This is a genomic window from Pedobacter alluvionis, assembly GCF_003664035.1.
Lineage (GTDB): Bacteria > Bacteroidota > Bacteroidia > Sphingobacteriales > Sphingobacteriaceae > Pedobacter > Pedobacter alluvionis.
The window spans coordinates 409,136-430,927 of the sequence record NZ_RCCK01000011.1; the positions used below are offsets into that span (position 1 = coordinate 409,136).

A 21,792-nucleotide genomic window follows, 5' to 3' on the forward strand; every position below is an offset into this window, starting at 1 on the left:
TTTTTATATGCTTGTATTTATTTTCCTAAACTTGAGAATTTTTAACGTAATCTGCCCAAAGTGCATCCAAATCTTTACCTGTTAATTTTGTCCAGATATCTTTGGTATAGGTATGGTCTCTTAAAGAAGCATCAACGGTTTTGATAATTCCTGGTTTTACGCTTTTTTCCATCCAGGCGAAAAAACCTGCAGTAATGCGGTAACTATTTGTATAGCTATGATCTGGTTTCAGCGCAGGAAGTGACCATTTAGCACCTGCATTGTCTACACCAAATTTATAGCGGGCATAATCTGCAATACCTTCTGTTAACCAACCTGGCCCAACGCTCCTGCCATAATCCTGCACAATGTGCATTACTTCGTGGGTAACCACGTCAATATCTTCGGGATGTTTAATCATCCAGATGGAACTGAAGGTTACTTTTCCATCAGCGGTTGCGGCAACGCCATCATAAGCAGTATCAACAAAAAATTTTACTAATTTTATGGTTGATGGATTGTATTCTTTTGCCAGTTTTGGATAAACATCAAAAAAGGTCTTAATTAAGCGCTTTTTCAGTTGTGGATCCAGCGCCGCAAAATTACTATCGAACGATAAGGTATAACCGTTCTTTTTAGTAATTTCCTGTGCCTTTAGTTGAAATGAAAATGCCGAAACAAGCATTATAAAAATCGAAAGAATAGCTGTTTTTTTCATTTATCTGTGTTATTATTATTTTGGTTAGCGTGTTTAGTTCTGCAAAATAAATATAATATGTAAAACGTTTTAGTAAATGATCAAAAATTTTACTTTAGTGATGATTATTTTTACAAACGCGCACTGGAGGAGGTCAGTTTATTTGCACATACCTTGTAAAGCTTAGCTTCTTTGTAAATTTCTTTTAAGCGGTCGTCATTTCGAACGGAGTGCAACGCAGTCAAAAACCACGGAGTACTCAGCGAAGCTAAATCTTTCTATGTAGATCTCTCCATTCCACTGCGTTCCAGTCGAGATGACGATCGTTTTGTTAAGTAGTCATCCTGAGCGGAGTCGAAGGATCTCCATTCTTCTGCTTTTCATCCGATAGCTATCGAGATGACGACCGTTCTATGCAAATCTTTTTTGTAATGTTCCTCCTAAAGAGAAGTCAAGTTTTATGGCAAGTGTGCTATTCAAAACTTGACTTCTCTATAATTACTTTTTGCTGCTATAAGTAAGGCTTACTTTTTGAGGTTCTTTACTATAATCTTCCCAAAGCTGATCTAGTGTTTTTCCGGTTAAGGAAGTCCACGATTGTTCGCTGTACTGGTGTGCCCTTAATTGCTGGTCTAAAGCAGCGACTAAACCAGGTTTTACATTTTGCTCCAACCAGGCAAAAAAGCGCGCGGTAATCCGGTAACTATTGGTATAACTCTGTTTTGCATTATAGTCTGGCAAACTCCATTTCGACCCTACATTATCTACGCCATATTTATAGCGCACATAATCGGCGATTCCTTCAGTTAACCAAACCGGACCGGCACTATAGCCATAACCCTGCACAATATGCATGGTTTCGTGTGTTACCACATCAATATCGGTTGGGTGTGCTTTCATGTAACCAGCACTAAATAAAATTCTATTTCCGCTTGCTTCTGCAACTGCTTTATACGCTGTATCTACCACAAAAAGCACATCGTGTGTAGATTTATCGTTAAATGTTTTAACCAAGGTTGGATAGATTTCGAAATAAGTATCAATTAACTTCTTCCTTACTGTTGGATCTAAATTCGGGTCTTTACTAATAAATGTTAATTCATAACCTTTATGTTTTTCTTTACTGTAAGAAAACCAGTTTTTTGAAAGTGCTGTAAATAATTCCTTTTGGATTTTCTTTTGTGATTTGTTTTTAACCCATTTACTGTTTACTTTAATTTCTCCGGCTTTAGCCTGTATTGTTGTAGTTCCTTCTGTTACTAAATCTAACACTACATTTCTTGTGGTCCGGTATCCATCTGCCTGGGCAAATTCTGGGTAAACCTGAAAAAAAGCTGCCTTAAGTTTAGCATCTACAATGGCATTGGTTGCGCTATCTTTATCGTTAATGGTGACCTTGTACTCTCTTTCTCTATTTTGAGCGAAAGTATTAGCACTTATAAAAGATATAAACGCGAAAATTAATAACTTCTTAATCATGATCTTTTGTGTGGGTTTTGAAAGTAGAAATGATTTTGCTGTTGGCAAAATCATTTCTATAGTATATTGTATTTAATATGTGATGGCTGGAAAATCGGTTTTAGCCTTTGTCAGCATAGGGGCCCAGTCTGCTCCTTTTTCGTCCTTCGGTCCAAAAGCCGTTAATGCCAGTGGTGCCAAATCTGCTTGCGCTGCACCGCTCCAAAAGTGAATAAATTCACCAAAATTCATTTTCCGGGTATATTGTTGATAGCTTTTATCTTGTACAGTGAGTTGTTGTTTAGGAAATTGTTGAGACAATAAGGTAAAGAAGCCATTTAAAACCTTTGCTTTACCATAGTTATCATAAATCGGAAGAAACCAATTTTTGAACCATTGTGTTCCTGCCTTAGGGTAACTGTCAGTAACAGTCATCATTTTATTATACCAACGTTGTGCATCGGCAGTTCTGTTTAAACCTAAATACACATCGTATTGATAAATCTCCATCCACTTACTATCATGCCAGATATCGAAAGCCGGCGATTCTTTTACTCCTTTTGATGCTCCTTCAACGATGTGACCGATTTCGTGGGTAGACAAATCAATATCATTATCAATGCCGGTAGTCCAGGCATCGAGACTACTGGCACCGCAATCGGTTACGTTTCTGTAATCATGATTTGCACTTAGATAAGTATCTGGATGACCTCCGCTATATTTACCTGCATGATAAATTACAAATAAGCGGCTATCATCTCCAAACTTGCCGTAAGTTTTTTTGGTATAGTTCCAGGCTTCTGCCATGTATGTTTTTGGCCATGCGATAGTTGGTTTAACATCTCCATCGTAATAAACCACTACGCTGGTATCATAATAAACCCGGCTTAACAATTGCAGATGCTCAAACCAATGCTCCTTCCATGTTTTAGGTGGCGCATCTGGTGGATCTACACTTTCTACCAACGACGGCGCGGGCTTTACGGTTTCTAGTGGTGCTTTTTTACTGTTGCAAGCCAATACAGCAAATAGTACAATTGCCGATAACGATAAAATATTTTTCATAGCGCTAGTATTAATGTTAAAAAAAAGCACCGGGTGAAACACCCGGTGCTATATGTATTTACCAGCCTGTATTTTGTACAATTACAGGAACTTTTTGAATTTCGCCATTTGGTATAGGCCATAAATAGTGTTTCTTTTGGAAAACCCGATTTTCGGTTACCACTGGTGTAAAAAATCCTGGTGCATTTTGGGTAATATTTAAGCCCTTGATCTGCGTATCGGTAGTTTCTGCAATTTTCCACTCCCTGGTATAGAAATAGCGGTCTAGTTCGAAAGCCAATTCAACACGTCTTTCCCTGCGGATCGCATCTCTCATATCGGTTGGTACAGGTAATGCACCAGCGCCACTTCCGTAAGGTGCTATACCTGCTCTAACACGGATCTTGTTCAAATAAATCAAGATATCAGGATCTGAAGGATTCGACTCCTGTAATGCCTCGATATAATCTAAATAAATCTCTGCTAATCTGATCATGGTAAAAATAGGTCTGCCCTCTGTCCAACCTGCAACAGTTAAGTGCTTTCTTGAAGTATAGCCTGTTTTAGTATAATCGTTGTTGGCAATAGCATTTTTGCCGGCATTACCGTTAAATTCAAAACTTGTGATAATATTTGATGATGGATTGATCCACTTACGGCCGCTATAGGTAATATTTGCATAAAAACGAGGCTCGCGGTTAACATACATATTGCTGATTGTCCTTGGTCCGTCCTGATCATTCGGATCTGGCGCCTGATAGGCCGAGGTACCATTTGCAGTATAAGCCGGATCATTTTCAATTGGTAACCCATTTGCTGTAAAATAAGCATCTACCAATTGTTGCGAAGGAGACAGAAAAGATCCGCCTTTATCGCCATCGGAAGCACCGTTGTGATTTGGTGCCAATGAATATTGATAAAGCGTAACATCACCTCCCCTACCAAAAATAATTTCTGAGTTCCAACCGTTCAAAAATACATCTCTTGTAGCAATGAAAGCCCTGTTAAAAGCATTATCCGGCAAACCGGCAGGGGTAGCAGCAACATTATAAAGTGCATAATTTGCATAACGCGAGTTCGTTAAAAATGCTTTTGCAGCAGTTGCCACTTTTGTCCATTTTGCAACATCAGCAGTTTGGCTGATTAATTGTTTACCATCCTGGTTTTTAAGACTGGCATAATCGGTGTTTCCATTAAATAATGGACGTGCAGCGGTTAATAATGCTTTTATTTTGTAGGCATCAGCAACTGAAGCAGTAATATGTCCATAATCCTGGCTCGCTTGTGGTGTTGCAGGTAAACGCGAGCTTGCTGCATCTAATTCGCTTACAATATAATCGATACATTCATCCATTGAATTACGTGGCTTACTGATTTCCGGTAGCGGAGCATCAGATGCGACTGGATCATTGCCCAATAGAATTACTGGGCCATACTGCCTCACTAAATAATAGTAATAAATGGCCCTTAAAGCCCTGGCTTCGCTGTAGTAACGGTTAACAATATCAATTCCACCAAGGTTACAATCAGTACACCTGTTAATATTCGCCATAAAAGAACTGGCAGATTGTATTCCTTGATAAAACCTTTGCCAGTGGTAGTTTACTGCTCCACTGGTTGCATCCCATGCACCCGAATTTACGTTTTCGCTAAAGTTTGGCAAGGTATAATCCGCCTCATCAGAAGCAGCTGTCCATGGGCCTATGTTTCCAATTGCTGACGGTGAGCGGTCCTGATCCTGATCCGGGAGTGTAGAATAAACGTTTGCCAATGCCTGATCGACAGTAGACTTTTTTTCGTACATCTGATCGAAGGTTAGCCTATCATCAGGTACTTGATTTAAAAATTTCTTACAGCCATAATTACCAACGATCAGTAATGCGCCAACTGTATATATCAATATTTTTTTCATTCTTTTTATTTTAAAAATTAGCGGTAAGACCTAAAGAATAATTAGAGGTTAATGGGTACCGTGTACCGTTATTAGTACCAAGCTCAGGATCCCAAAGCTTAAATTTGCTGATGGTGAACACATTATAACCTGTTGCATAGATTCTTAAGCGTTTAACACCAATAGATTTTATACCATCTTTAAGTGTGTAACCCAAATCTGCATTTTTTAACCTCAGGAAGCTGATATCGCGTTTCCACCAGGTACTTGATTGATAGTTATTGTTATTTGTACCACCATAAGATAAACGAGGATAAACTGCATCCTGACGAGGATTTGTTGGTGTCCAGCGATCTGCGGCTACAGCGAGCATATTACCCAAACCACCCGAATTGGCAAATGAAGGAATGTTTAAAATAACATCAGCGTTGTCCTGTCCCTGGAAGAACAAACCAAAATCGAAGTTTTTGTAAGTTAACGAGAAACCGAAACCATAGGTTGTGCTCGGAATATCACCCCTGCCGATTATCGTCTGGTCAAATGAATCGATTTTACCGTCACCATTTAAATCTTTATACTTAATATCTCCAGGCATCAGCGTACCAAATTGTGTCGGACTCGCATTGATCTCTGCCTGGCTGTCGAATAACTTTTCGGCAATATAACCAACACGTGTTGCAGCTAAAACATTATAACCGCGTTGCTCCATCCAAGGATAAGGTTTCGGTGCCTGATCGTTCTCGATTACTTTATCTTTATTGTAAGTAAAGTTAGCCCTTAAATTAAGCGACCAATCTTTACCGAATTGTGTATCATATTGGATGGTTCCATCAATACCTTTGTTATCAACAATACCCAGGTTACCAATTGGTGTATTGGCCAAACCGATATAATTGGGTACCGTACCTCTACTGATAAACTGGTTCTTTCTTCTTTCTTTATAAAAATCGACGATTAACGATAAGTTGTTATTCAACGTTTTTAATTCAAATCCTAAATCCTGTTTACGGGTTTCAGCCCAGGTTACATCAACACCATAAGCCGTTACACCTAAACCGTTTGTTCCAAGATTTCCATTTTGGCCGAAAAAATAATCACCCGCATCACCAACTTTAGTTAAATAGTAGAAACGTTGCCCTTCGTTATCTGCATAACTATTGCCACTACCTCCACTACCCACTATACCGTCAGAATAACGGAATTTAACCATTTGAATAGCATTTTTAAGCGGTTCAAAAAATTTCTCACTCGAAAGCAACCATCCCAGACCAACAGCCGGAAAAAATCCATAACGTTTATTTGGCGCAAAGTTTTCTGAACCATTATAGCCCATGTTAAATTCAAAGAAATACTTATTATCATAAGCATAGGTAGCGCGACTTACTAAACCTTGTAAGCGGTAAGGAAGTGAAAGGGTTAGGTTAGGTGCAGAAGCTTTGGTATTATCATTTTGATTATACAACAATAAGCCGCTTACAGCATGTTTACCAAAGGTACGGTTATAATTAACAGCCCCTTCAAAGTACATTTTCTTATCGCCACCATTGTCATAGTTGTAATTTAAAAAGTCTTGTCCCTGTAAAATTAAACCATATTTATAACCTGAATTCGGATCTCCAGGAGTAAGGTAAGGGTCGCTAGGGTTAATTCTGTACAAGCTCTCTCTTTTAGTCCTGTTAATTCCATTGGTATTATTCACATCAAAAGAAAACATCGTTGTAACCGATAAACCGGGTGTTATTTCTTTTAAGTCCTGTGTTAAACGGATATTTGAATACAACTGGTTGGTGTAACTGGTTCTATATCCATTTCTCGTAATATCACCATAAGGGTTACGCTGATCGGCTTGCGGGCTGATACCAGGTAAACTGCCGTTTGGATAAAGTACTGGAAAAGAGGTAGGGTTAATTAAAAAGGCCTGACTGAAAATGTCCTGTGCAAACAAGTTACTTGGGTAATTATTTTGCCCCAAAATACCCTTGATCCCTAAATCCAACTTGGTGGTACCGGTAATATCCCAGTTTAAATTTGCACTAACGTTATAGCGGTTGTAGTTTTGTTTAACTGCAGAATTTACAGCTTCATCTGTTTTGAACAAACCATTTTCACCATAATAACCTAATGACACATAATATTTTGCATTGCTTACCCCACCGGACAGATTGGCTGTTGCTGATCTGTTTCTACCAAAATCGTTATAAATGGCATCAAACCAGTTTACATTCGGATAAAGTATTGGGTCGGTTCCGGCAGCAGTTTTTTGAACCGCATCTATCGAATATGCCGGCGTAAATGCACCCGCAGCGCCTCCTCTCAAATAATCAGAGTATTTAGCCTCGTTAGCTAAGTTCATGTAATCTACGCCATCAATCAATTGCGGTCTTTTGGTGAAACGGCTTATCCCTTCGTAGTATTCTACGTTAATTCTTGGTGAACCGGTTTTCCCTTGCTTGGTGTTGATTAAGATTACACCGTTTGCACCGCGGATACCATATACTGCTGTTGCAGCCGCATCTTTTAGTACCGTGAAGTTTTCTACGTCGTAAACACTGATATCGTTTAAGTTACGGTTAGGCACACCATCAATAATCACTAGTGGGCTTCTATCGCCAGATGATAATGAAGAGATACCGCGGATGAAAATATCTGATCCGGTGGCACCTGGCTCACCATTTCTTGATACGTTAATTACACCCGGGATACGACCTGCCAATAATTGACTCATACTGGAAACCGGTTGTTTCAAATCTGCAACGTTTACCGATGACTGTGCACCTACTAAACTTTCCTTTTTCTGCACACCGAAACCTACAATGGCAACTTCCTGTAAGTCAGAACCAGTTGTTTCCTTTAAACGGATATCCAGTGTGGTTTGCGTGCCAACTGTAATTTCTTTTGTATCATAACCAACATAAGTTATAATTAAGACTGTATTTTGATCAGGAACGGTAATGCTAAACGCTCCGTTTACATCTGCAGCGGCACTGGTAGAACTACCTTTTACTTTAACACCTGCGCCTGGTAATGGTGCACCAGTTTCATCTTTAATGATACCACGTATCACAATATCGGCCTTGGCTTGATTAACTGAAACCGAACTGTTTATATTAATCGCTGAAGCATGAGCTGTTGCGTAAAAACTACTGCTTAAAGCTAAAGTAAAAGCGATAGCCTTAAAAGCACAATCTTTAAGCCTGAGCCTGCCTCCAGTTAAATTTGTATTTTTTTTCATCATAAAATTCATTTGTTGTTAACAGATTACTGTTATAGGTCTATTGATCAGTTGAAATAGATTTATTGCCTAACCGCTTGAACCGGCTGAATAAATCTTTGTGTCTTATTTACAGAAGTTAGGTTGAAGGCTACTGTTGCTCCTCTGGCACTTCGATTACACGCCATTCTGACAACTGGAATAATGAACCGCTACCAATTGCTGTAATGCTCAACCTGTAATGCTTATACAAAACTTTGTTTTTGAAGCTATAGGTTTTCAGCATGTTACGACCTGAAAATGTTTCGTCATTTCTAGTATCCAGATCTACCCAATTGGTGCCATCCAAAGAACCACTTAATTTCCAGTTTTTCGGGTCTCTGCCCGGAGCATCGTTACCTGATGTTAAGGTGTAAGACGCAACCTGTTGAGGAGCAGCAAAAGATAACTGGAGATAAAGGCTCGACTGATAAGGGTTGATCAGGAATTTTGTGGCTGGATCGTTATCAACCACCTTTGCAGATCCTTCTGCACCCGCTGATCCTCCAGAACTCTCAATGTTAACAGAAAGTGCGGCTTTTGCCGTTACATCAACTTTGGCTTTCCAGGTAAAAAGCTCTACCGAAGGGTATTCTTCTTTACCGCATCCAAAAAGTAAAACCAGGGCAATACAGAGTCCGAAAGTGCTCCTGGTAATTTTTAAAAGATTCATAATTGATTAATTTATAGTTTGGTGGTTATTAAAATGTGCAATAGTTAATCGCAGATCAATAAATGATCAGGAGTATAAAATTGATTTCAGGGAGCGGTTAGATTATACCGAAGCTCATATACCTACCTTATGCGCCGGCTTCTTAAACCGAGAAAAAACATTGGTATTGCCAAAGACATGGCCAATTCTGGTCGGGTATTTTTTTTTTCATAAAATGGGTTTTAGTTTGGTTTGGTTTCCGTTGGAGACGGAAGAGAAATGTTAAAATGTAAATTTTACTTCATTGAGATTCTCCTTTTATTTTTATGTGAATAGTTAATTAGTTTAAAGAAACACTAAAACGTTTTAGTGTTGCCTGATAAAAAAAAGTCCTGATCTGGTCATCAACACTTCATGTAAGAAAGCAAATGTCTAATAAATTAAATACTAAAACGTTTTATTAAACAATAATAAGTATATTATTAATAAATTAAAAATTATTTTATTTTTTTATCAATGTTAACTTCTTGAAATCGTAAACATTAACCTAAGCAGACTCTATTATAATTAGAAAAACTTGTGAAAAGCGCTGTTTTTTTTAAGAAAAAAGAAAAAGAGGAGATATACCGCAGAATTACATTATGAAAATTGCAATTCTGCGGTTATATTAGAATAATTTTAGGATATTCTGGCAGAACAGGTTAAGTTAAGCTCAAATCGCAGCAACTTGCAGCACCAATCAATGCCGCATGTTCTTTTAATTCTGAAATCTTAATATCAGTATCTATTCCATTGCCTTTTAATGTTGCTATTAATTCGGGAGCAAATGCATTAAAGGATTGCGCAATATTACCGCCAACTATTACAGTATCTATTTTGTGCTTCTTGATAATAGGAATCAGGAACTGTGCCAGGTTATAACCAAATTCCATAAAAACCATGGTTGCAAAATGATTGGTTTCTACTATTTCCACCAGTTCTTTCACTCCATTTACCGTTTTACCGCTAAGCTGATTAAAACGTTTTACGAACCAGCGTGTAGAAAGGTAATCTTCCGCAATTCCGTCTAAAAATTCGGAGTTCCAGAGGTCAGCATCAAAAGCTTTATAATTGAGACAAAGTGATGAGCCCAGTCCGGTACCAAGCGTTAAGCCCAAAACACTCACATTTCCTTTGGCAGCACCAGCAAAAACCTCACCTTGTAAAAAACCTGCTGCATCGTTTATAAAGTGGATATTCTCGGCAGGAATATCCAATCTTTCAGACAATTCTTCTTTTACATTGATCTGGTAAAGTGATTTAAACTTATCCTGATCTTTAATTAGTGAAATGCCGTCACTATAATTAAAGGGGCCTGGCATGGCTATTCCCACATTCCTATTGCCGTTTTTAATATTTTTAAAAGCCTTATTGATGATATCGCACCATGCGGATAAAATCACTTCTTTACTCTCCTGCGAATCCACAGGGCTACGCTTGATGGAATCCTTCACTAAAGTTCTTGTTTCCAAATCCACCAATGCGGCCGTAATATGCGAGCCGCCAATATCTACACCTAATGCAACAGGCTTTTCCATTCTATATATATTTCTGTTATCTATTCTTTATTAATCTGAACCAATTCGCCAAAAGTAGTAATTCAATATCTATTTACTGAGTGAAAATGGCTTATCTTCTTCCAATACCCCTCTATTTAACGAAGGTTTAACATTCATCTCCAATTTTAACACCCCTCCTTTTAACAAATCGCTATGGTTTATAAAATTTTTAGTATAATTTTTACCATTTAAGCTTGCCGATTTTATATAAACATGGGCAACATTATTGGCGGGTGCCTCAATAACGAATTTTTTGCCATTTTCCAGGTTGATGGTTGTTTTTTTAAACATCGGGCTCCCTAAAACATATTCACCAGTACCTGGCGTTACGCTGTAAAAGCCCAGAGCACTTAATACATACCACGAAGAGGTTTGCCCCTGGTCTTCGTCTCCCGGATAACCATTTTCTGTTGCATCATACAGTTTATGCATCACCTCACGGGCATAAAATTGTGCTTTCCATGGTTGGTTGGCATAATTGTATAAATAAACCATGTGCTGGATAGGCTGATTTCCATGTGCATATTGCCCCATGTTGGCCATCACCATCTCTGTCATTTCATGAATCATGCCGCCGTACGAACCTACATTTACTTTATTAGGTTCGCTAAAAATAGAATCTAGTTTTGAGATAAAATTGCTGTTTCCGCCCATCAAATTAATTAAACCTTTGGTATCCTGAAAAACCGACCATTGCCAATGCCAGGCATTTCCTTCAGTAAATGGGCCTCCCCATTCGGTTGGATCGAAATTTGGCGACCACTTACCTTCCGCATTCCTTCCCCTCATAAAACGGGTAGCCGGATCGTAAACATTTTTATAATTGAACATTGGCTTCTCGAAAACCTCCATATAATGTTTATCGCCTATCATTTTGGCTAAAGTGTAAGCGCAATAATCATCGTAAGCATATTCCAATGTTTTTGCGGTAGCTTCTCTATATTTTGGATAAGGAACGTAACCTAACTGGTTATACTCGGTTACCCCATCCCTACCATTTGCCGCCCCCCAGGGACCTTTGTTCATTGCTTCATGGTAATAGGCATCCAAAGCCTTTTTCGGATCGAATGTCCTGATTCCTTTTGCCCAGGCATCGGCTAACAAAGAAATAGCATGGTTACCAATCATACTTCCGGCCTCACTGGGAAATGACCATGAGGGCAACCAACCGCATTGTTCGTAGGCATCGAGCATGGCTTGCATGTAACGACCATGCATTTCTGGCTGTAACAGTGTATTTAGTGGAAACTGCGCCCGGAAGGTATCCCAAAAACCCGTATCGGTAAACATATAGCCGTCGTGCACTTTACCATCATACGGACTAAAGTAATATGGTTTACCCGCTTTGTTTATTTCATAAAACTTTCTGGAGAATAAACTTGCCCTAAAAAAGCAGGAATAAAAAGTTTGCATATCTGCTTTTGATCCGCCTTCTACTTCGATCTTACCCAGCGATTTATTCCATACCGCAGCAGCATTGGCTTTGGTATCTTCTAAAGTCTTATCGTTGCCTAACTCTCTTTTTAAATTAAGTTCGGCTTGTTGCAAACTGATGTAAGATGAAGCAGTTTTTACCTGCACCTTTGTACCCGATTCGAACTGTACAAATGCGCCTTTACCCAATCCTTCAGCTGAAATCGAATCTTTCGCAATGGTATTACGTTTGTTCTCCCAGGTGCCGTAAGATTTAATCGGTTGATCGAACTGAATTACAAAATAACTTTTCCAACCTCTTTTAAAACCTTCGCCATTGTTTACCCAGCCCGTTATTTTATTTTCTTTGGGATAGATCTGTACACCACTTAACCTGTTGTATCCGTCTAAAATTAAAAAGCTTCTTTTGCCTTTTGGATAGCTGAACCTGAGGTGTGCACCACGTTCTGACGGCGAAATTTCGGTCGTGATATCATTTTCGAATGTTACCTTATAATAGTTTGGCTTAGCAATCTCGTTCTGATGACTGAATTTGGTTTCGCGTTTGTCTTCACTTACAATCAGTTCATCTACCACAGGCATTAAAGAAAATACAGCATAATCTCTTGTCCACGAACTGCATTGGTGCGCTTGCTGAAAGCCTCTTATTTTATCTTTAAAATATTGATATTTCCAGCCATCGCCATTTCTACCCGTTTGTGGAGTCCAGGTGTGCATACCAAACGGTAGTGCTGTTGTTGGATAAGTATTTCCTCTGGTAAGTTCGTGTTTAGAGTTGGTGCCTTGCAGCGTGTTCACATAGTGAACCCAATCTTTGTGCTGCGCCAATAACCCTTTGGCAGCAAGGCAGCATAAAATGGATGCTATTAATTTAAGTTTCATTGTGTGTTTGTTGGTTCTTTTCAGTCGATACAAATCAACTGTATATTTAAAATCAGCTTTTGCCTGCTTAAGTAAGTGGTTGCAAGAAAAGCTGATTGATGTTATTATTTAATATTCCATTTGTCGGCCAGCATTTTGATAAAGTAACCGCCAACAACACTCCGCGCCTGGAAACCTGTCATTTGGCCATTAGTAGTTTCATGCCAGTCGCTCAATGGCACTTTACTTTCTGTTTCAGCAGCATAACGATATATTGGATTTATAAATTTTTGGAAATCGGCTTCGTTATCGGCCAAAGTCGCAGTCCACATAATCCAATCCGATTTAGTGTAAGTCCTGCGGCTATCTAATGGTAATCCGTACTCTTTTTGTTTGGTTAAATAAAAGTTAATCTCCTTTTTGTACACTTCTTTAGGAAAGAGATCAAGTTTTAACAATTTATCCCAAACGAGGTTGTATTTCTGGCTCCAGGTATTTTTATCATTAAAGGTTAAAGCATAATGATCGCCATCATCGGCCATTTTCATCCAGTTTTGCGCCATTTGTAAGGCAGCTGTTCTGTATTTATTAGCTACATCCGTTTTACCAGACAATTGCGCCATTTGTGCATAAGCGCCTAAAGCTACAATGGCTTTTACCGATAAATTCGAATTTCTGGCCAGATGACCGGCAAAATCATCAGTACATAATTGATTGGCCGGATCGAAACCCTCTCTCAGCAGATAGTTTGCCCATACAGACATTACCTCCCAGTGTTTTTCGGCATATTTTGCATTGCCCTCTGCCCTGGTAATGGCAGCGGTTAAAATGATCATGTTCCCTGCTTCTTCTACCGGCATATCTTCACCATAGGTTTGGCCATTGGCTAAAGGGTAAGTGCCTAAATCGTGTGCAGCAAATGGTTTCTTCCATTTTCCACTTTCAGAATAATAAAAAATACCATTCAGCATGCCTTTTAACAATTCGGGATTGTACACTAAAAATTGCGGTGCTGAAGGATAAGTCACATCAACCGTATTGATAGAACCATTACTGAAATTTTCTTTGGATAGAAAAAGGATGTCGCCATTTGGTGCATATACAATTTTGTGTGCTGCAATAGCCTGTCGATAAGCCAGTTTACATAGATCTGCATACGCTTTGCCACCGGCCTTTTCTGCGTCGGCGTATAATTTAGCATCAAAAGTGGCACACTTGGTTTTTAACGAAGTGTATTGGGCATCGGCTTCGGCCAATTGATCTTCAAATTGTTGACTACCCGAAAGTCTCCAAACTGGCTTCAGCTTTTCGCCAAAATATTCAACCGATTTCAGGTCGTCATATCCCAACATCATATATTTTTCTACGGGTGTGGCAGAAACCGAACCGAAAGGAATAACGCTACTTAAATTTAACGTTTTAGCATTTAAAAGCTGTGCTTGTTTTGGATATCTGGAATCAACGAAACTTTTTAAGCTTTCGTTCTCTGTAGCAATAAATTGAGTAGCATTAAACCTGGCTGGAACGGCCACGTACAAATAACCCCAATCAATGCGCAGGTCATCTCCCCTTTTCTTTAGTACTGGCTGCTCTACGGTTCCTGTTTTTAGGATAGAGAGCTTGTTTTTAGAACTCTTCCAAGCCGAAACGCTTTGGTTTGGTGTATTTACAGCCAGGTTTGATGATGCCCCAAAGAAAATATCTACGCTGTGCTGCCTGGCATCAGTAGATTTTACGGTGTAATTAATATAACTGATTGGCCTTGCGGTTAATTTAATATCATTCAGCAATAATGGGGAGGTAAAAGCGACCTGTAATTCTACCGGGCCACAGCTAAAAGTGTATTTGGTTGTAGTTGCCTGAATGGATGCATTGGTTTGAGTGGCTGGAGCAATGTTTAAATGATCTTCCTCTTCTTCAACTATCCCTGCATCCAGGTGCCTGCCACCAGCCGTATTTTTGCAATGGATAGCGAGTACATTTTTTCCTGTTTTTAAAATGCCATCTTCAATCGGTAAATAGCTATAATCAGAAACCCATCCGTTCTTTTTGTAAATTACTTTCCCATTTAAATAAACAATTACATTATCATCGTGATTGAGTTTAAGGTATTTTTTTGCGGCCGATACTTTGGCCACATTGAAGGTTCTTCTGAAGTAAAGATCATCACTCTTCCATTTTGTTCTGGCAGAATTATCGTCTCCAAAAGGAGCTTCGGCTTTTTTCCAGTCATGATCATTGTATGTACTGCTTTCCCAACCGGCTTCAACTTTATCAAAGCTATAACTGGCCTGATATTTTAATGCATCAGCCGCCGGAAGTATATCCTTAAAAGTTTTACTTTTTTCACCCAGAAACCGGTAATATTTACCATCAACATTTATTACACCTAATAAAGACTGTTCCTTCCCTGTCCAATGTTTGGTAACCGATTGGTTAAGTCCATCGCCGAAAGACCAGATGCTGAAATAGGCATCATGCGTAATTAATGGATAAGCGGGTGCCTTATCCTGAGCTTTTGAAATTAAATTAAAAAAAAGACAAAGTGCTACTAAGGAAAGTTTTCTCATAATTAAATATTTGGTTTCATTAATAAATCGTTTTACCAAATTCTTTCAGACAATTTCTTATTCTGGAAATAAAAAAATTAAATGACTGCTGGATTGATACTATTCAGTAGTGATTAAAGTAAAACGTTTTACTAATTCAATATTAGAGAAATAAAAGTCATATTAAAATAGCTTAATGTAACATTTAAGCTACCAAAATTAGTCCCTGATAATTAATTTAGCCGGAATAATGATCTCCTGGTTTTCGGGTTTGGCTTTGGTCGACAATTGTTTAAGAATCAGCTTAATTACATTCTCTGCAATTTCTTCAAGGGGTTGCTGAATTGCTGAAATACCAGGTGTGTGCAGTTCGAAAGCTTCATGGTCATCGTATGCAATAACAGCAAAGTCGTCGCCAATGGTCTTATTGATCTTTTTCAATACTTTTAAGCCACTAATTGCCAGATAGTTGGTCGCAAATAATACTGCATCAATTTTTTTATTATCGAAAAGTTCCTTAATCTGAGTAATGGTTTCGCTTTCTTCCTGGTTAAAATGGATCTTTAAAACAAGGTTCTCGTCATACTTGATTCCGTGATCTTCTAATGCTTTTTTATAGCCATCATAACGTTCTATGATCTGCTCCACGTTAATATCAGTAGTTACCAGGGCGATGTTCTTTTTACCTTGATCGATAAAATGCTGTATTGACTGGTATGAGGCATTAAAATGATCGGCCCCTACATAACTGGTATTGATATCAGTCAGTTTCCTATCAAAAAAGATTACCGGATTGCCATCTTCTAACAGCATTTTTACATCTTCTTCTATTCCTTTTATAGGGGAGATGATATAAGCATCAACTTTTCGCGATTTGAACATGTTGATCAGTTCTTTCGCTTTCTCAATACTGTTTTCTGTACTGGAATAAATAATTTTATATCCTCTTTTATAAGCTTTATCTTCGATTAGCCTGGCAATCCTGGAGAAGAATGAATTGGAAATATCTTCGATAATCAGGCCGATGATATTGGAGTTACCGGTTCTTAAACTTCTTGCAATCTGATTGGGTTTATAACCACTTTCTTCGATAATTTTTTCTACTTTCTCTATAACTGCTTCGCTTATCGATTTCTCTTTTGCTTTACCGTTAATAATGAATGAAACTGTGGTAATGGATACATTGGCTTTTACGGCTATATCTTTGATAGAAAGCGATTTCATTTGGTTGGATTTCTTTTGTGTTAATCAATTCAAAGCTAAATAAAAATTGCAGCTTTTAAATTTTTGCCAATTTTAAAAGCGCAATTTAACATTTTTTATATTAATCGTTTTAGAAACAGTTATTAATGGTTGGCACAACCTGAATGATAAGGCTTAAAACAACAAAAGGCGCTGTTTAAAGCGCCTTTTGTATTGAAATTAATAACCAGGGTTTTGAGTCAGTTTAACATTTAAATCTCTTTGCCTTTGCGGTATAGGATATAATGTTTTAAATGATGAGGATGGATTATGATCCCACCAGCTTCCAGCTGTAAGCTTTCCAAACCTAATCAAATCGTCCCTTCTAAAACCTTCGAATATAAATTCTCTACCACGTTCTTCCAATAACTCATCAAGCGTTAGGGTAGTTGCGGTATAAGCTTTGTTAGCCCAAACTGCCGACGTATAAGCTCTAGATTTACAATCATTGATGAGCTTAAGCGCATCTGCATTGGCAACACCACCATTTTTACGCATAATGGCTTCAGCTTTTGCAAAATAGATCCATGTTAACCGGTAAACATTCCAGTCGGTATTGTTATAATTTGGATCAGGTTCTACTCTTACACCATTTACAATTCCTGGAATAGAATTGCCCAGTTTATATTTATTAAAACGTACTCCACTATTTTCTTCTCCCTCACTCATATTGCTAACGGTAGAATTTTTCGAATTTCTTTGAATGTTATCGACAAATACAAGTGGTTTGCCTGCATACTCTACTGTACCTTGAACATCGGATCCATCAGAGAACTTTTTCTGAGGTCCAAACAGTAACCAGCTAGTTTTACGTAAATCATCAGCTTCAAATTTTTCATAAACTCCCGGGATTAAAACTATGCCATCGTTACCATTCCTGCCGCCGCCATAGATGTCACGTTGTGCAAAATGATAAAATTCGCCTGTCCACGATGGTTCAAATTTAGCTCTGGTAAAATCATAAGCAATTGAGAAAATAACTTCTTTTGATTGATCATTTGTGTTTTTAAATTGATCTGTAATATTTGGATCAAGCGCCATGTTACCATTTTGACCACCCGCCTCATTATTAATTAATTTATCAGCTGCCATGATGCAATCATCCCAACGTTGCGTGCCTGTCCATACTTCTGCGTTTAAGTACAATTCTACCAACATGGCGTAACCGCTTGCCTGGCTCATTCTGCCAAGTTGCGATTTTGCCAGCTTAGGTACGTTATTGATATTATCTTTAATTTCCTTTTCAATGAAGATAAAGACATCTTTCCTTGCAGTAGTATTTGGCAATACAGGATTTGATGGATCAACCAGATCTGTCGCAATTGGAATATTACCGAACAAGTCCATCAACTTTAAATAGTGAAATGCCCTAAGTAGTTTCAGTTCTGCAACATAGCCATTCTTTTCCTCTTGGGTAATGCCCATCTGCGCAATATCTCTCTTCTCGATGTTTCCAATGGCATCATTACAAAAACCAACCCCTCCGTACATCAGAGACCATGCATTATTGATACCTCCTTCATCAACCGTCCAGGTATGGTAATGTAATCTTTTCCATTTACCACCGTCTTCACCATGTGGCCCCTTTGTTGGCCATGCCAACTGATCAGCTGAAAGTTCGGCCAATCGCCACCATCCATCTTGTCCAGATGGCGTAACCCAGGCGTTCGCATGAGTATATGGCCTTAAAACAGCAGAAACAACTTCGTTTTTATTAGAGTAGAATTTATCAGCCGGGATAACATCGTATGCATTTTCATCTAATTTAGTACAGGCAGAACCCATACTTACCACTAGTGCAAGGGCTGTATATATGATTGATTTATTTTTCATTTTATTATTTATTAAAATCCTACATTAACACCAAAAAGGAATGATCTTGTACTCGGATAAGCACCACGACTATCAATACCCGGACCTAAGCCGGTATCTTGTACGAAATCAGGATCGTTACCTGAGTAACCAGTTATTGTAGCTAAATTTTGACCTGTAGCATATACCCGAAGATTACGGATGAACTTCGTTTTTAACTTAAAGTTATAGCCTAAAGTCACCTCATCAATCTTAACATTGGTTCCGTTTTCAAGGTAATAGTCAGAATACATAAAAGTATCGTTGATTTCACTATACTTCCCAAAAGCATCTCTTAAATAGTTAGAACCCGTAACAAAAGGGTTTCCGTATGTTAATGCGGTAGTATTTAAAATTTTATAATCAAACTTACCTCTTAGAAAAACCCTAAAATCAAAGTTTTTATAAGTAAAATTCGCTGTATATGAAGCGTAATATTTAGGTATGGCATTTCCCAGAGGAGCAAGATCTGTTAAGTTTTTATCTTTAGAATTGTTGATCTGATCATTGCGAACGGCTTGTCCATTTCTATTAAAGAAAAGCCATTTTCCATCAGCATCAAAACCGGCAAAACGCTTTCCATAAAATATACCTACATCTTCCCCTTCATAAGTGGTAATGGCATCACCCAAATCTCCTGCACCACCAATACCACCAAATGTTTTAAACTTAACTGCAAAAGCATCATTCGAATAAGAATTCAAAGTGTTTTTAATGGTACTTCCTGTAAAATCCATGCTGAAGGTAAAATCCTTGGTTTTGATCGCTTGATAACTTAAAGCAAGTTCGATACCTCTTGAAGAAATATTACCCACGTTGGCATAAATCTGGCTTTGGATATATGGTGGTTGAGGTGTAGTGTAAAGATCTAATAAATCCTTAGTTGTTCTATCAAACAAATCCAATGAACCTGTTAACTTGCTATTGAACAATGTAAAATCGGCCCCGATGTTGGTTTCACGTTTCGATTCCCATTTCAAAAATGGATTTGGGTTACGTGTTGGCCCATAAGTTTCGCGATAACTGCCATCAGGATATAAATATTTTCCACCCGGACCGAGTGTTACCCTTGATGCATTATTTGCAAAACCGGAATTACCCGTTACACCATAACCTGCTCTTAATTTCAAATAATTAACCCACTTTACGTTTTCCATGAATTTTTCTTCGGTAACATTCCAACCTAATGATACTGCTGGAAAATTTCCCCATTTGTTATTATCACCGAAACGGGAAGAACCTTCACGCCTCAAAATTAATTGCAACAAATATTTATTATCAAACGCGTAGTTAACTCTTCCGAAAAATGCAATTAGCGTATTGTCGTTTTTATAACTGCCCATTGACGCTTTTCCATCTGCTAATGCCTGTCCAACACCCATGTTATCTTCATTGAACTGATCGTTTAGAAAACCTCGGGTACTCATTCTAGCACCTTCTTCTATATTGTAACGATAACTATAACCTGCCAATGCAGTAAAAGAATGTTTATCTGCAACAACTGTATTATATTGTAAAGTGGGCTCAAAGGCATAGGCCTGAGAAAGGAAATTATTTTTGAAAGCATAACCGCCACTAGGGTAATCACTATTCTCGAAAGAATCTTCACTTGCTAAGGTTGCATATCCACCATCTAAATAATTGTCACGCTGCATAGATCCGAAAACACTTGCTTTTAATCCTTTAGTAATGTCAAAATCAGCTTTTAAATCTGCTGATGTTGTTTGCTGCTTGCGGTAACTGGTGTTATTAAATAATCTGGCATATTGGTTTGTACTTTGATTATCGTAGTAATATGAACCATCCGGATTGTAAATTGGCTTAGTCGGATTTTTACCTAACTCTTCCTCCCAACCACTTCTGTTTAGCTCGTTATTAAAAAATTCTGATGTTGCTCCATTAGATAGCAAATTCGCATTATTAATATTTGTAGCTAAGTTTAGCTGGATATTCAATTTATCATCAAAGCCTTTTTGATTGATATTCAATCTGCCCGTATATTCTTTCCTTCCGTTTTCTAAAGCAATACCTTGTAAATCGCGGTAGTTTAAACTCGCGCGATAGCTCGTTTTATCAGTACCACCTGATAGCGCAAGATTATGATTTTGCGATAAATTATCGCGGTTGATCAGTGAACCATATAAGTCTTCACTTGCACCGTAATCACGGGCATTAATCTCTCCTGAATTGATTTTTGCCCTAAATTCTTCTGCTGATAAAAAATCTAATCTGTTTTGAATAAATTCTTTACGAATGTAGCTCGAGTAATTAAAGGTTGGCGGTCCGGGTTTGCCTTTTTTTGTTGTGATTAAGATTACCCCCGCGTTTGCGCTTGTACCATAAATGGCTGCTCCAGACCCATCTTTTAATACATCAACAGATAAAATATCATCCTGTTGAAGCAAATCCGGATTACCGCCCGGAATCCCATCAATTACATAAAGCGGACTGGCACTACCCGCAACTGAAACCACACCACGGAGCTGCACACTTGGTCCTGAGTTTGGGTTCGAACTCCCAGCCCGGGTGATGTTCAAACCTGCAACTTTACCTTGTATCAAATCAAGTGGGCTCCGGGCGCCACTCTGCCGAAACTGGGCAGTATCTATGTGAGCTACTGCTGAAGTAACTTCTTTAGATTTCATAGTACCATAGCCAACCACAACAACATCACTTAAATTCTGAGCACCTGATGGTGCAAGATTGATCGTTAATGGGGCGGCGCCATTCCCTGCAGGAACAGATTTAGATTGATAACCGATATAGCTAAATACGAGCACATCGGTTGGGGCAGTAACATTGATACTGAATTTGCCATTCTCCTGTGTTACGGTACCACCTGTTTTGCCCTGGATCTTAATTCCAACGCCAGGTAAACCGATTTTCTGCTCGTCTACAACGGTACCGGTGATTGTTTTTTGCCCTGCTGATGCTGCAGGAGCTGTGCTTGCCGGTGTAGCAGGCGCTGTTGCAGCTGGTACTGGTGCCGGCGTAGTAACCGGACGTGAGCCACCCAGCGGATTTGGTGGTACCTTTACCGAATCAGCAGGTTTAGCCACCGGGGCTTTTTTTGTTGTGTCTTGTTTTTTAGTTGTATCCTGCTGAAAATAATAGCGGTTAAAATTCTTTTTTTCGCTCTTAATTTTCGCAAACAACTGGGGGCATGACAATAGGACAAGGCATAGAAATCCTGTCGTCCTGAGTAAAATGTTTTTCATTGGCACTCACTAGTTTAGTTTATAATTAGTTACGCAATGCGGCCAAATTTCACCAAATTAATAAGAGC

12 protein-coding genes are annotated in these 21,792 nt (G+C 38.5%); all 12 read right to left on the reverse strand.

Annotated features, from left to right (window positions below; all coding sequences use genetic code 11):
- Positions 1-25: 25 nt before the first annotated feature.
- The 12 genes from BCL90_RS09455 to BCL90_RS09510 all read right to left on the reverse strand — a co-directional run bounded on the left by BCL90_RS09455 (position 26) and on the right by BCL90_RS09510 (position 21,724).
- Positions 26-697, reverse strand: coding sequence for a basic secretory protein-like protein (locus BCL90_RS09455; protein WP_121283771.1), 672 nt, complete (start codon positions 695-697; stop codon positions 26-28).
- A 477-nt stretch (positions 698-1,174) separates the two neighbouring features.
- Complete coding sequence (locus tag BCL90_RS09460) at positions 1,175-2,155, reverse strand: basic secretory protein-like protein (RefSeq protein ID WP_121284579.1); 981 nt, start codon at positions 2,153-2,155, stop codon at positions 1,175-1,177.
- A gap of 72 nt (positions 2,156-2,227) precedes the next feature.
- Entirely contained in the window at positions 2,228-3,199 is a 972-nt protein-coding gene (locus BCL90_RS09465; RefSeq protein WP_121283772.1) for a hypothetical protein, read from the reverse strand.
- 58 nt (positions 3,200-3,257) lie between these two features.
- The gene (locus tag BCL90_RS09470; RefSeq protein ID WP_121283773.1) at positions 3,258-5,090 is read right to left on the reverse strand and encodes a RagB/SusD family nutrient uptake outer membrane protein; all 1,833 of its coding nucleotides are present in this window, start codon (positions 5,088-5,090) and stop codon (positions 3,258-3,260) included.
- A 10-nt stretch (positions 5,091-5,100) separates the two neighbouring features.
- Positions 5,101-8,304 (reverse strand): SusC/RagA family TonB-linked outer membrane protein, encoded by a 3,204-nt coding sequence (locus BCL90_RS09475; protein ID WP_244095003.1) that lies wholly within the window; start codon positions 8,302-8,304, stop codon positions 5,101-5,103.
- 127 nt (positions 8,305-8,431) lie between these two features.
- Complete coding sequence (locus BCL90_RS09480; protein WP_121283775.1) at positions 8,432-8,992, reverse strand: discoidin domain-containing protein; 561 nt, start codon at positions 8,990-8,992, stop codon at positions 8,432-8,434.
- A 680-nt stretch (positions 8,993-9,672) separates the two neighbouring features.
- Positions 9,673-10,548 (reverse strand): ROK family protein, encoded by an 876-nt coding sequence (locus BCL90_RS09485; RefSeq protein ID WP_121283776.1) that lies wholly within the window; start codon positions 10,546-10,548, stop codon positions 9,673-9,675.
- Positions 10,549-10,617: 69 nt separating this feature from the next.
- Positions 10,618-12,885 (reverse strand): GH92 family glycosyl hydrolase, encoded by a 2,268-nt coding sequence (locus BCL90_RS09490; protein WP_121283777.1) that lies wholly within the window; start codon positions 12,883-12,885, stop codon positions 10,618-10,620.
- Between the two features lie 104 nt (positions 12,886-12,989).
- The gene (locus tag BCL90_RS09495; RefSeq protein WP_121283778.1) at positions 12,990-15,434 is read right to left on the reverse strand and encodes a glutaminase family protein; all 2,445 of its coding nucleotides are present in this window, start codon (positions 15,432-15,434) and stop codon (positions 12,990-12,992) included.
- A 198-nt stretch (positions 15,435-15,632) separates the two neighbouring features.
- Positions 15,633-16,637 carry a LacI family DNA-binding transcriptional regulator gene (locus BCL90_RS09500; RefSeq protein ID WP_121283779.1) on the reverse strand — a complete coding sequence of 335 codons (1,005 nt, stop codon included), beginning with the start codon at positions 16,635-16,637 and terminating at the stop codon, positions 15,633-15,635.
- A 198-nt stretch (positions 16,638-16,835) separates the two neighbouring features.
- Positions 16,836-18,488, reverse strand: a complete 1,653-nt coding sequence (locus BCL90_RS09505) for a RagB/SusD family nutrient uptake outer membrane protein (protein WP_121283780.1) — start codon at positions 18,486-18,488, stop codon at positions 16,836-16,838.
- Between the two features lie 11 nt (positions 18,489-18,499).
- Positions 18,500-21,724, reverse strand: a complete 3,225-nt coding sequence (locus tag BCL90_RS09510; RefSeq protein ID WP_121283781.1) for a SusC/RagA family TonB-linked outer membrane protein — start codon at positions 21,722-21,724, stop codon at positions 18,500-18,502.
- Positions 21,725-21,792: the final 68 nt, after the last annotated feature.